Here is a 13,698-nt window from a genome sequence, read left to right on the forward strand (position 1 = left end):
GATGCGCTCCTTTTTTGTTCTGTATGGCGCAAAGCGTAGTCAACCAAGCAACTGCTTGGTCGACTATTTCACAGACAAATCAGAGCGAGCAAGTGGTGAACTTGTGGCGAGGGGGCTTGTCGGAACGCCGCATCGCCCCGTTCGGCTGCGAAGCAGTCGTAAACCGATCATCGGGTTCTAACTGAAAGAACCCGTTGCCTGGTTTTAGGGCCGCTGCGCGCCCCAGCGGGGGCAAGCCCCCTCGCCACAGGACCGGGTATGACCTTTACGGATGTTTGATGCTCTTGAGCGTCATCAACCCCGCCAGCGGCCAGTCACCTTCGAGCTCGACCAGGCCGGCGGTGCCCACCCGCTGCGGTTCGCGCCAGTTACCCTGTTGCAGATAGGCAATCAGGTTGCTGACCAGCGGGTTATGGCTGACCAGCAGCACGTTGTCCAACAAGTCGAGCTGATCCACCACCGCCGGCGGATCGTGGTCGGGAGTCAGCCACTGCACGGTGCGGACCTCAGGCTCGAAGCCCAGGGCTTCGCGCACCAATTGCGCGGTCTGCTGCGCCCGCGTGTAAGGGCTGGCGTAGATCGCGCTGAGCGGTTGGCCGATCAGCTGCGCGGTGCTGCTCAGCACTTCCTTGCGGCCATTCTCGGTCAGGTTACGCTCAGCGTCGCTACGGGCGTGGGGCTCGGCTTCGCCGTGACGCAGCACCCAGAGCTTCATAGCTTCGGCTCCTCATCCCGTACCGGGTGCGGTGCAGGTGGTACGGCATGCGGCGTTTCGCCTTCCGGTGCGCGCGGGGTCGGCCAATCGGCGAATGGCCAGGGTTTCTGGTCACTGTGGAAACTGCCGAAGCGCCCGATCTGCGCCAGGAACTGGCTCAGGCTGTCGCCGAAGTTCATCAGGCTGGCGCTCGGTGCGCCGTAGATCAGCCGGTAAATGAGCTGCACCAGCACCACGGCGCCGAGAATGAATTGCGCCACTTGCCAGACCAGCACGTACACCAGCATCCACAGGACGCGCAGCAAAATGGACTCATATCCGGCTTCGGTTGTTGCAGATGGATCCTTCGGATCGTTCATGGTCTCGCTCCTTTCCTGTCAGTTGAAACCACTGGTGGAGATAAAGTCGACATCGGTTTTCGGTTCACCACGCATCAACAACTCGATCACTTGGTCAAGCGTGCGCCCTTCGAACAGAATCGCATGCAATCCGGCGACCAGCGGCATATACACCCCGACTTCCTGGGCTTTGGCCTTGAGCACCTTGAGCGTATTGACGCCCTCGGCGACTTCGCCCAGCCGCGTCACCGCATCTTCCAGGCTCAAGCCCTGCCCCAGGGCAAAACCCACCTGGTAATTGCGGCTCTTGGGCGAAGAACAGGTGACGATCAAATCACCGACCCCGGCCAGACCGAGGAAGGTCATCGGATTGGCGCCCTGGTTCACCGCGAAGCGGGTCATTTCCGCCAGAGCGCGAGTAATCAGCATGCTCTTGGTGTTTTCACCCATGCCCAGCGCTACCGCCATGCCGGCGATGATTGCATAGACATTTTTCAACGCGCCGCCCAACTCGACGCCAAAGCGGTCGGCGCTGGCGTAAACACGGAAGGTACGGCCATGCAGCGCCTCCTGGACGCGCTGGCAAAGCTCCTCGTCTTCGCTGGCGACCACAGTAGCGGTCAGCGCATGTTCGGCAATTTCTCGAGCCAGATTCGGCCCGGACAACACCCCGATTCGCGCTTGCGGAGCGATTTCTTCGAGAATTTCACTCATCAGCTTGAAGGTGTGCGCCTCAATGCCCTTGGTCAGGCTGACCAGCAATTTGCCGCTCAACAGCGCGGCATGCGGGGCCAGTACCGAGCGCAAGGCGCTGGAGGGCAATGCGACAAAGCACAGATCGCAGTCGGTCAGGGTCGCCAGCAGGTCCGTTACCGGTTCCACCGGCGGGAGAACCTTGATGCCTTTGAGGTAGCGCGGATTCTCGCGATTGACCCGAATGGCCTCGGCCTGTTCCGGGTCGCGCATCCACAACCGCACAGCAAGACCGTTCTCGGCCAGCAGATTGGCCACGGCGGTACCAAAACTTCCGCCTCCCAGGACCGCAATAGGGCGCTGTTCAGTCATATGCAATCCATTAATCCATAGCAGTGGCGATATCGGCATTATACGGAGCAGTCCTCAGGCGGCCAGCCCTGCGATCAATTACTGGCAAATGACTGGATGTGACGGTTTCACCCTATCAATTGTGTAGCTGTTCACTGGAAAACCCGCCCCGCTCGGTTAACATGCGCGCCAATTACCTGTTATCAAGGCTGTGCCGTGTATTTTGGCCCTCCCACCCCTCGATCATCACTGGTCATGGCGCTGTTTTTCAGCACCCCGGTGTTGGCCGATGATCTGTTCCTCGACAGCCAGACACTGCCAAAAGTGCTGACTGCCACGCGCCTGAAACAGTCGCCGGCCGCAGTACCCGGCAGTATGACGGTGATCGACAGCGAATTGATCATGGCTAGCGGTTCGCGGGATATCAGTGAACTGCTGCGCCTGGTGCCGGGGATGATGGTCGGCAATATCAGCGGCAACCAGGCCGCGGTGAACTATCACGGCACCAATGCCAGCGAAGCGCGGCGCATGCAGGTGCTGATCGATGGTCGCTCGGTGTATCGCGCCGGCCTTGCGACCGTGGACTGGAGCGATATTCCGGTGGCCATGGAGGATATCGAACGCATCGAAGTCTTCCGCGGGCCCAATACCGTCAGCTATGGCGCCAATGCGCTGATGGCGGTGGTCAATATCATCACCCGCTCGCCAGCCAACAGCCACGGCACGCGGATGAAGGTCACCCGTGGCCAGCGCGGTATCAATGACTGGTACGCCAGCCAGGGCAGTGGCTGGGAAACCGGTGACCTGCGCCTGTCGCTTTCCGGTCAGGAGGATGACGGTTTCGATTCGGATCGCAGCGGCGCGGATTACCGCGACAGTCGCCGCTTGAACCGCATGGGCTTGTCGGTCAGCCAGATGCTCGACGATCAGCAAAGCATCGACTGGCAATTGAATGCCAAGGAAGGCACTAATCAGCGGCCTTACACCTACCGCCCGGTCTTCCCTGGAGTTAGCGCAGCGGGTAACAATTCCGATGTCATTGCCAAGGACTATGCCGGTTCGTTGCGCTGGAACCTGGAAATCAACCCGGATCACAGCCTCTATGTTCAAGGATCGGCGCAACACTGGGATCGCCAGCAGACCTGGCGGGCCTGTGACGCGGAAGTCTCATTCAGCCCGGAACTGACCCGGCTCTGGCAGCTCGACCCCAATTACGCCGAGCGCCTCGCCCGGCACATGGACAACTACACCGGCACCGGAGCACCGCCCGGGGCACCGGCGCAACAGGCGCTGGCCAATCAGGTTCTGCAGCAATGGAACGGCGGCGCGAATCAAACCCTGTGCGGCGATATCGACCAGAGCGCCCGCGAAACGCGCTATGACCTCGAACTGCAGGATACCCTCAGCCTGTCCGATAGCCTGCGGCTGGTCAGCGGGATCAACTATCGTTACGACCGGGCAGACTCCGAGACCTATTTCAATGGCACCCTGGACGACACCCTCTGGCGTCTGTTCGGCCAGCTTGAGTGGCGCGCCAGCGAACACTGGCTATTGCAGGGCGGTGCCATGTTCGAAGATACCCGGTTGATTGGCAGCTCGCTGACCCCGCGGCTCGCCGTCAATTACCTGATCACCCCGCGCCATGGCCTGCGTGCCGTGTATTCGGAAGCCATCCGTTCGCCCGACATGTTCGAAAACAATGTCAACTGGAGCTACCGGGTCACCAACCTGAATCCCCGCGCCTATGGACAATCCAGCGCCCGGTACTTCGTCAGGACCCGCGGCCCGGGTAACCTCGAGCAAGAACACATGCGCTCGCGGGAACTGGGCTACAACGGCTTCTTTGCCGATATCGGGCTGACCGTCGACCTGAAGGTGTTCTACGACGAAATCACCGGAATGATCAGCGAGCCGCTGCGCAACAACCAGTACATCGCCAGCAACTCGAATTCCTCACGCTTCACTGGCAGCGAAACCCAGCTCGACTGGCGCATCAGCGCCGCAGACCGCCTGCGCCTGACCTATGCCTACGTCGACGCCGAGGCGAGCAATCCCCTCGATCAGCAACAGACCGCCCGCAACAGCGGTTCGGCAGGCTGGCTGCGCGATTGGGGCCAGGGCTGGTCCAGCGCCCTCTTCTACTATGGTGACAACGCCCTCAACGGCTACCGCTTCGAACGGGTCGATACGCGGATCGCCAAGCGCATTCCCCTGGGCAAGGCCAGTCTGGAGCTGGCCGGGATACTTCAGCAACGGCTCGACGATCAACCCACCACCTTTGTCGATAACACCTACGACGAACGCCATTTGCTCTACCTCAGCGCGGAGTTAGAGTTCTAGCATGGATCAATGCCAATCATGGATGAAGCCAACCCTTGGCCGCCTCATCGGCTCAGTGTGCCTGGGGATTATCTGCCTGTTCGCAAGCCTTGCGGGCCGGGCCGCCGAGATTGTCCTGACGGGTGTTGAAAACAGTCCCGGCGTGCAGTCCTTCACTCAGGCCCTGAGCAATAAGCGGCCGGAAGATCGGGTGCGCTTCAGCGCGCTGGCCAATCTGCCGGCACCCAGCCAACTGCCCTCGGGCACGCGCCTGATCCTGCTCGACCTGCCAAGCCTCGACTGGCGCCTGCAGGACACCCAGGGGCCGGCAACCCTGGTGCTGCGCATCAGTCGGCTGCAAGCCCGGCAACGCCTGGGCAACAACCTGCCGGCCCGCCTCAGTCTGCTGTGGAGCGACCCGCCGCTGGACCGGCAATTGCGCCTGATCCAGAGCCTCCTGCCGCAAGCCCGGCGGATCGGCGTGCTTTATGACCGCCACAGCGAATTTCTCCTGAAAGAACTGCATCAACAAGCGCAACCGCTGGGACTGAAAATTGTCGCCGAGCGCTGGGACAACACCGGCGACAGCCGCCCACTCCAGGCCCTGCTGAAAAACAGCGACGTGCTACTGGGTCTCGACGATAACGACCTGTACAACCCGAAAACCGCGAAAAACCTGCTGCTCAGCAGCTATGCCCGGCAGCTGGCGCTGATCGGTCCCAATGCCGCTTTCGTCAAGGCGGGAAGTCTGGCCAGCACCTACAGCGATCAAAACGACTGGCTGGCTACTCTCGACACCTTGCTCGACCGTCCGACCGACAACTGGCCGCGGGCGCTGTATCCGCAACAATTCAAAGTGACGAGCAACCCGCAAGTGGCACGCTCACTGGGTATCGAACCGATTGACGAACAGTCTGTCGCCACCCGGCTGGCCGAAGGAGAGCAGCGCCCATGACCTTCCGTCGCCGTTGGGACATCAATACCCGCACCCAGATCATCAGCCTTGGCCCGGCCTTGTTACTGACCTTGCTTCTTATCAGTTTCTTCACCTTCGTGCGGATTCAGGACCTGCGCCAGGAGCTGAACCACACCGGTCAGCTGATTGCCAACCAACTGGCGCCCGCCACCGAGTACGGGGTGATTTCCGGCAATAACGAGGTGCTCGAGAGCTTGTTGAAGGCCACCCTCGCGACCCCCCATGTGCGCTTCCTCGAGGTACAGGACAGCGCCAACAATATTCTGGTGTACGTCGAACAACCTTCGGAAACCATCAGTCGCTCGCAGCAGGTTGAAGTGTTTCAGGCGCCCGTACGCTTGCAACAGATCCATCTGAACACTGATTTTTTCGGCGGCGGCAAAACGCAAACCAACGCCCCGCGGGAGGACTACCTGGGCCGGGTGATTGTCGGCATGTCAAATGACGCCTTCAGCCAGCGCCAGCAGGAAATCCTGCTCAAGGCCGGCGTCCTGGCGCTGTTCGCCTTGCTGTTCACCTTTCTCCTGGCCCGCCGTCTGGCCGCCAGCCTGTCGCGGCCGATCAGTGCCATGGGCAACGCGGTCAAGGCCATTCAACAGGGCGACTACGGCACTGCCCTGCCGATTGTCGACGATGCCGAGCTCGGCGACCTGTCACGGCATATCAACAACCTCGCCGATGGCCTCGAGCAAGCCAGCCGCGAACAGCATCAGGCAATGGCCCAACTGATCCAGACCCGCGAAGAAGCGGAAAAAGCCAACAACGCCAAATCCGACTTCCTGGCGATGATGAGCCACGAGCTGCGCACGCCGATGAATGGTGTGCTGGGGATGTTGCAACTGCTCGAAACCACCGAGATGACCGAGGAGCAGATCGAATACGCAGCACTGGCCTCGGAATCCACCGAGCACCTGCTTAAAGTGATCAATGACATCCTCGACTTCTCGCGCATCGAGCGCGCGGCGCTGGAACTGGAACATATCCCGTTCAACCTCGCCGAGCTGATCACCAGTTGCGCCCAGGCGTTCCAGCACAGTGCGGCGCAGCGTGGCCTCAGTCTTGAGCTGAAGAATCCGGACGGTATGGAGTCGCTGCAGGTTCAGGGCGATCCGACGCGGATCCGGCAGATTCTGGTCAACCTGATCGGCAATGCGCTGAAGTTCACCGAACAGGGCAGCGTGACCATCGAGCCGCAGTGGCAATCCCTGGATCACGAGTTGCTGTGGTTTACCTGCAGCGTGCGCGACAGTGGCATCGGGATTTCGGCGCAAAGCCTGGAGCTGATGTTCAATGCGTTCCAGCAGGCCGATAGTTCGATTTCCAGGCGTTATGGCGGCACCGGGCTCGGCCTGCCGATTGCCCGCACCCTTGCCGAGCGGATGGGCGGCACCCTGCGCGCCCAGAGTGAAGAAGGCCGCGGTTCGGTGTTCACTCTGGAGATACCGTTGGCGCTGTACTTGCAGAGCCTGCCAGTGCTGACACGCCGGGCGCAGTCGGCCAATGCCCATGGCGAGGATCGTAACGTACTGCTGGTCGAGGACAATCCGGTCAATCAGACAGTAATCGAAGCGATGCTGCGTAGCCTGGGCTATACCGTCAGCATCGCCACCGACGGTGCGCAAGCCATTCGCAGCGCCGAGAGCCTGATATTCGACGCGATTCTGATGGACTGTCGATTGCCGCTGATCGATGGCTATGAAGCGACCCGCCAGATCCGCCAACTGCCGGGCTGCGCCGAACTGCCAATAATTGCCCTGACCGCCAACGCCTTGCAGGGCGATCGCGAGGCCTGCCTGGACGCCGGGATGAACGATTATCTGGCCAAGCCGTTCAAACGCACTGATCTGCAGCAAATTCTGCAACGTTGGGTTCAGTAGAACCGAGGTTTCGACGATCTGTGACTGGCGTGAAATGCGAAAGTGCGGCAGTCTTAGGCACCCGAACAGGCCCATAAACAGGCCTGGATAATAATTTCAGTGCACAAGTGTACATTCGTGCCCTTTGTGCTGTGACTTTCACTACAACGCAATAGTCTATGAGTAGGCTGTCGATTCGAGGCATGAACGCTTCGATCGGTCGGGAAGATTTGCCCCACCCTGCCGCATGGGACTATTGAGGAGCTCGCATGACCAAACAAAACGCCTTTACTCGGGAAGACCTGCTGCGCTGCAGTCGCGGTGAGCTGTTCGGCCCAGGTAACGCGCAACTGCCCGCCCCGAACATGCTGATGGTGGATCGCATCACCCATATCAGCGCCGAGGGTGGCAAGTACGGCAAAGGTGAATTGGTCGCCGAGCTGGACATCAATCCAGACCTGTGGTTCTTCGCATGCCACTTCGAAGGCGACCCGGTCATGCCAGGCTGCTTGGGCCTGGATGCCATGTGGCAGCTGGTCGGTTTCTTCCTTGGCTGGCAGGGTTTGCCAGGCCGTGGTCGCGCATTGGGTTCAGGAGAGGTAAAATTCTTCGGCCAGGTCTTGCCGACTGCCGCAAAGGTTACTTACAACATTCAGATCAAGCGCGTCATGCGCGGCAAACTGAACATGGCCATCGCCGATGGTTCTGTCAGCGTCGACGGCCGCGAAATCTATACCGCCGAAGGCCTTCGGGTCGGCGTATTTACTTCCACTGACAACTTCTAAGGGTTATCCGCATGCGCCGCGTCGTTATCACTGGTCTGGGCATCGTTTCGTGCCTGGGCAATGACAAAGAGACCGTCTCCGCTAACCTGCGTGCAAGCCGCCCGGGCATCCGATTCAACCCGGAATATGCCGAAATGGGTCTGCGTAGCCAGGTTTCCGGCTCCATTGACCTCAACCTCGAAGAGCTGATAGATCGCAAGATCTTTCGCTTCGTCGGCCACGCGGCGGCTTACGCCTACCTGGCCATGAAAGACGCCATCGCAGACTCCGGTCTGACCGAGGAACAAGTCTCCAACCCGCGCACCGGCCTGATCGCCGGTTCCGGTGGTGCCTCCACGCTGAACCAGATGGAAGCGCTGGACATCCTGCGCGAGAAAGGCGTCAAGCGCGTCGGCCCATACCGCGTGACGCGGACCATGAGCAGCACCGTTTCCGCTTGCCTGGCCACACCGTTCAAGATCAAGGGTCTGAACTACTCCATCGCTTCTGCCTGTGCCACCAGTGCTCACTGCATCGGCAGCGCCATGGAACAGATCCAGATGGGCAAGCAGGACGTCGTGTTTGCTGGCGGCGGCGAAGAAGAGCACTGGAGCCAGTCGTTCCTGTTCGACGCCATGGGCGCGCTGTCGAGCCAGTACAACGAAACCCCGGAAAAGGCTTCCCGTGCCTACGACGCCAAGCGTGACGGTTTCGTCATCGCCGGCGGTGGCGGCATGGTCGTGGTTGAAGAGCTGGAACACGCTCTGGCCCGCGGCGCGAAGATCTACGCGGAAATCGTTGGCTACGGCGCGACCTCCGATGGCTACGACATGGTCGCTCCAAGCGGCGAAGGCGCCATCCGCTGCATGCAGATGGCCATGTCCACCGTCGACGGTCCGATCGACTACATCAACACTCACGGCACCTCCACTCCGGTCGGCGACGCCAAAGAGATGGAAGGTGTGCGCGAAGTGTTCGGCGACAAGGCCCCGGCCATCAGCTCCACCAAGAGCCTGTCCGGTCACTCCCTGGGCGCCGCCGGCGTTCATGAAGCGATCTACTGCATGCTGATGATGGAAGGCAACTTCATGGCGGGCTCGGCCAACATCGACGAACTGGACCCGGCCGTCGCTGACATGCCGATCCTGACCAAGACCCGCGAGAACGTCACGCTCAACAACGTGATGAGCAACAGCTTCGGTTTCGGTGGCACCAATGCCACCCTGGTACTGAAGCGCTGGCAGGGCAAGTAACCTGCCCATGAAGAAACGGCACCTGCGGGTGCCGTTTTTTTGCCTGGTGGTTTGTCCCTTGTAATACCACCCGATCTGGTCAACGATGCCAGTTGGCCTTCGTCCCTAGTCTTGTGCCCCGGACCCTGCCCCTTTTCCTGAATGTTCAGGACTAAAGTTCGCGCACATAGCCTGCAAGACGTGATGACAGCAGATACGACGGTCCTCGCGGCCCCTGCTGCACTCTCGACGAAAAGGGACGCCATGCCAGAATATGATCGCGCCGTCGGCTTCGGGCCCGGTATTGGATGCAGTGATAACCCCAAGTGTTTGCGCCCCTCCTGGATACTCAGGATCTCTTCGATTACAGCCTTCTGCCTTTTCACCGCCGCGCCCGGCTACGCTCAAAATTTATCGAATCCGCCAGCGGACATCGAAAAGGTTACGGTGAATCAGGCGCAGCAAATGGTTTCCAGGGCCACCCTCGAAGCCCTTCGCTGGAGCGGCCCGGTATCCGGCCCGTCTGCCCGGCGTGGCAAGAACATTGCCTTTGTCGCGGAAGATTTACGTAACGGGGGGATTGTCGGAGTCGCGCAGGGTGCCCGCGAGGCGGCTACGGCGATGGGCTGGACGCTGAAGATATTCGATGGCGGCGGATCCACGGTCGGGCGCGCGAAGGCTTTTGCCGATGCCTTGGCAGCAAAACCCGACGGGCTGGTTCTGTGTGGCTCCGATGCCCTCGAGAACAATGGGGAGCTGACTTCGTTCGCCCTCCAGGGTGTGCCAGTGGTTGGCTGGCATACTGGCGCACAGCCCGGGCCGATTCGTGGCACGCCGGTGGCGATGAACGTCACCACTGACCCGCTGGAAGTGGCTCGCCTCACCGCCATGGCGGCGGTGGCACAGTCAAACGGACAGGCCGGCGTGGTCATCCTGACCGACTCCAGATACAGCATCGCCACAGCGAAAGCCAAGGCCATGGAAAACGTGATCCGGGCTTGTCAGGAATGCACATTGCTGGAAGTACGCGATGTCGCGATCTCGCAAAGCAGCGAGCAGATGCCTGCAATCACCCGGGAACTGCTTCAGCGCTTCGGCAAGCGCTGGACCCATACGCTGGCTATCAACGATATCTATTTCGACTACTCGATTGTCGCCTTGACCGGTGCCGGGATTCCCAGTGACGGCATGAGCCTGCTGTCTGCCGGTGATGGCAGTGCTTCGGCATTTTTACGCATAAAGGCAAATACCTATCAAACCGTCACCGTGGCCGAGCCACTCAACCTGCACGGCTGGCAAGTGATGGATGAACTGAACCGGTTGTTTGCGGGGCAGCCAGTGAGTGGCTTCGTGGCACCGATTCACTTGGTCAATATCGACAATATCGCCTTCGATGGCGGGAACAAGTTTCAGTACGACCCGGACAATGGTTACCGGGATATCTACCGTCACCTATGGAATCCTTGACATTGGACGTGCCTTCACGGATCACCAGCCTGTATCGCCGGCTGCTGCCGCAATCGCTGCGGGCGCAGTTCAATTTGGCTTTTCTGGCATTGGCGCTGCTGATCCTGGCCGGTGGCGCGACTGCGGTCTACGCGTTACGGACCTCAAACAGCGCCACCCGCCAGCTGACGGATGAACGACTGGTCCGTATGCAATATGGACAGGACATGGTGCAGAACACACTGCTGATCGAACGCCAGACCGATCAACTACTGACGACCCGCTCTTTCGAGACCCTGCACTTAACCTATGCCGCGACCGTCGAACAGCTTGAAGCTCTTGATCGGCTGGTATTGCAGCTGACGGCCGCGAACAATGGCGTAGCCATACTCGACGTGCATCAGTCGAGCCAGTTATTCCGCAATACCGCCAACATCGTGGCACAACTGCGAGAAAGCAAATTGCAAACCGAAGTCAGGTTCGAGCAAAGCCTGCAGGAGCGCATCGTCCAGTTAACCGCGACCCGAACCCAGGTCAGCATGGGCCTGGCGGTTTTACTCTTTGAACTGCCACAAGCCGGTGACAGCAATGCCGTACAACTGTTGCGGACCCGCTACGAGAACCTGTCACGAACGGCAGGCAAATTACCCGAGGTGCAGCTGGATACACCCGATCTGTTCTCCCTGCGTCTGAGGATCATCAACCAGCACGATGTCATACAGCGTTTCCATGAGGAACTGAGAACTCAGGCCGGGATGCTGGTCGCGGTGGCCCGTGCACAATCGAGCGCCTACACCGAAGCCTATCGCGAAGCCGTGCAACGCTTGGTCGAAGCCTCCAATCGCAGTCAGCAATGGGTGCTGATCATGTTGGGCGCCAGCCTGATCTTCGCCTGGTTTGTGACCCGGGTTTTCATGGGCCGCCATGTACTCGCGAGGCTGAATGAGATCAGCCGGCAATTGCGCCAGGAGCAGGTCGACGACGCGCAATTGATGATGGCCGAACATGGCAAGGACGAGATTGGCAACATGGCTCGCGCGGTGAATCAGTTCCTTAAAAACCGTCACCAGCTGGAAAGAAGAACCACCCAATTGAGCACCGCCACAGAGCGGCTCGCGGTACAAAACAGCCAGTTACAGCAAGAAGCCGTGATCCGCGCCGGACAAGGTCATGTTCTCGAGCTGATTGCCAGGAGCACCGAACTCGAAGAGGTCCTCGACAGCCTCGCTCACCTGGTTGAGTCGCAGCTTGAGGGAATGATGGTGTCCATCCTGTTGCTGGACGAGGATGGCACACACCTGCTGCATGGAGCAGCCCCCAGTCTGCCGAAGGACTATACCCGGCTCATCGACGGGGTTGCGATCGGTCCGAAAGTCGGTTCCTGCGGAACCGCGGTGTATCGACGAGAACCGGTCATCGTCACGGATATCGAGCAAGACCCGTTGTGGGAAGAGTACCGTTCACTCGCTGCGCCTTATGGATTTCGCGCCTGTTGGTCAACGCCAATCCTGTCCCATGAACGCAAGGTATTGGGCACATTTGCCTTGTATTCCCAAACGGTGCGCAGCCCGACTACGATCGAGACGCAACTGATTGAAATGGCGACGCAACTGGCCGGTATCGCAATAGAACGCCAGCACACCGAAAAACGCATCCGTTTCATGGGCGACCATGATGCGCTGACCGGACTGCCGAATCGCATACTGCTCGAAGACCGTCTCAGGCAAGCGATACTTTACGCACAGCGCTACAAACGTCTGGTGACGGTGGTGTTCCTCGACCTGGATAAATTCAAACTGGTGAACGACAGCCTTGGGCACAGCGCCGGCGACGAACTGCTGAAAACCGTCGCCAAGCGAATGCTCGATTGCGTACGCCGCACCGACACGGTGGTACGGCTGGGTGGCGACGAGTTTGTGATCATCCTGTTCGACCAACCCACCAACCTCGACGGCATTACCCCGGCCGTGCACAAAATCCAGGAAGCCATCCTGCAGCCGATTCAGCTCAGCGGGCATACCCTCCACGTCACTTGCAGCATCGGGTTGGCCACCTACCCTGCCGACGGCCACGATACCGACACCTTGCTCTGCAATGCCGATGCCGCCATGTACCGGGCCAAGGAACTGGGCCGTAACAGTTACCAGTTTTATACCAGCGAGATGAACAACAAAGTTCAGGGCAAGCTCGCCATGCAAGACGGGCTTCGAAATGCACTCAACCATAACGAATTCCTGTTGCTGTACCAGCCACAGGTGGATTTACAGTCGGGTCGGATTATCGGCGTGGAAGCACTGATCCGCTGGCAGCACCCAACACTTGGCATTGTGTCTCCGGTCAAATTCATTCCGCAGGCCGAAGAGACCGGTTTGATCGTGCCCATCGGCGACTGGGTGATTCACACCGCGTGTCGGCAGAACAAGGCCTGGCAGGATGCGGGCAGACCGCCGATTACCATGTCGGTGAATATTTCAGCACGCCAATTCATCGAAAGGGACCTGATCGGCCGGGTGAGAAATGCCTTGCAAGAATCCGGACTGGACCCGATGTACCTTGAGCTGGAACTGACCGAAAGCCTGATCATGCAAGACCTTCAACAAGCCGTCAGCAAGATGAAGGAACTGCAAGCGATGGGGATTCGCCTCTCGATCGACGACTTCGGTACCGGCTACTCCAGCCTCGCTGCGTTGAAAAGTTTTCCCATCGCTCGGCTGAAGATCGACCAGTCTTTTGTGCGCGACCTCCCCGCCAACGAGAATGACAGAGCCATCGCCACCGCGGTGATTTCCCTGGGGCACAAGCTGAATCTCAAGGTCATTGCCGAAGGAGTCGAAACCGAAGAGCAGAAAATCTTCCTTTGTGAAAACGGCTGCGATGAGATGCAAGGCTACCTGTTCAGCAAAGCCGTCAGTGCAGAGCAAATCAGTCAATTGTTGCGCACACCCCGGCGGTCTCAACCGGGGCTTGTGCGGCATCGGCAGACCTGATCCCACCGAGGTCTGCGACGA

Annotated in this window: 10 protein-coding genes; 7 read left to right on the top strand and 3 right to left on the bottom strand. The window is 59.7% G+C overall.

All coding sequences use genetic code 11. From position 1 onward, the window contains the following. Positions 1-265: 265 nt before the first annotated feature. Genes sixA through ACA064_RS22415 form a run of 3 tightly spaced genes read right to left on the bottom strand, consistent with a single transcriptional unit; the run spans position 266 to position 2,118 of the window. Positions 266-715, bottom strand: coding sequence for a phosphohistidine phosphatase SixA (gene sixA / locus ACA064_RS22405; RefSeq protein ID WP_497670078.1), 450 nt, complete (start codon positions 713-715; stop codon positions 266-268). After that, entirely contained in the window at positions 712-1,074 is a 363-nt protein-coding gene (locus ACA064_RS22410; protein WP_497670079.1) for a DUF4389 domain-containing protein, read from the bottom strand. The genes sixA and ACA064_RS22410 overlap by 4 nt, the downstream gene beginning before the upstream one ends. Positions 1,075-1,092: 18 nt before the next feature. Continuing rightward, positions 1,093-2,118, bottom strand: coding sequence for an NAD(P)H-dependent glycerol-3-phosphate dehydrogenase (locus ACA064_RS22415; RefSeq protein ID WP_497670080.1), 1,026 nt, complete (start codon positions 2,116-2,118; stop codon positions 1,093-1,095). 195 nt (positions 2,119-2,313) lie between these two features. Between ACA064_RS22415 and ACA064_RS22420 the strand changes: the two genes are divergently transcribed. From ACA064_RS22420 to ACA064_RS22450, 7 genes are all read left to right on the top strand, one after another. Next, positions 2,314-4,437, top strand: a complete 2,124-nt coding sequence (locus ACA064_RS22420) for a TonB-dependent receptor plug domain-containing protein (protein ID WP_497670081.1) — start codon at positions 2,314-2,316, stop codon at positions 4,435-4,437. A gap of 1 nt (position 4,438) precedes the next feature. Next, the gene (locus ACA064_RS22425) at positions 4,439-5,371 is read left to right on the top strand and encodes an ABC transporter substrate-binding protein (protein WP_497670082.1); all 933 of its coding nucleotides are present in this window, start codon (positions 4,439-4,441) and stop codon (positions 5,369-5,371) included. After that, the gene (locus ACA064_RS22430; RefSeq protein ID WP_497670083.1) at positions 5,368-7,269 is read left to right on the top strand and encodes an ATP-binding protein; all 1,902 of its coding nucleotides are present in this window, start codon (positions 5,368-5,370) and stop codon (positions 7,267-7,269) included. Before ACA064_RS22425 ends, ACA064_RS22430 begins: the two co-directional genes overlap by 4 nt. Before the next feature lie 248 nt (positions 7,270-7,517). After that, on the top strand, positions 7,518-8,033 hold the full coding sequence (fabA, locus tag ACA064_RS22435; protein WP_497670084.1) for a 3-hydroxyacyl-[acyl-carrier-protein] dehydratase FabA: 516 nt from the start codon (positions 7,518-7,520) through the stop codon (positions 8,031-8,033). An 11-nt stretch (positions 8,034-8,044) separates the two neighbouring features. Beyond that, positions 8,045-9,265 carry a beta-ketoacyl-ACP synthase I gene (fabB, locus tag ACA064_RS22440; protein ID WP_497670085.1) on the top strand — a complete coding sequence of 407 codons (1,221 nt, stop codon included), beginning with the start codon at positions 8,045-8,047 and terminating at the stop codon, positions 9,263-9,265. A gap of 444 nt (positions 9,266-9,709) precedes the next feature. Continuing rightward, the gene (locus tag ACA064_RS22445; protein ID WP_497670086.1) at positions 9,710-10,711 is read left to right on the top strand and encodes a substrate-binding domain-containing protein; all 1,002 of its coding nucleotides are present in this window, start codon (positions 9,710-9,712) and stop codon (positions 10,709-10,711) included. Further along, positions 10,699-13,677: an EAL domain-containing protein gene (locus tag ACA064_RS22450; protein WP_497670087.1), complete on the top strand. Its 2,979-nt coding sequence runs from the start codon at positions 10,699-10,701 to the stop codon at positions 13,675-13,677. Before ACA064_RS22445 ends, ACA064_RS22450 begins: the two co-directional genes overlap by 13 nt. Positions 13,678-13,698 lie beyond the last annotated feature (21 nt).

The organism is Pseudomonas sp. LBUM1658, assembly GCF_059716055.1.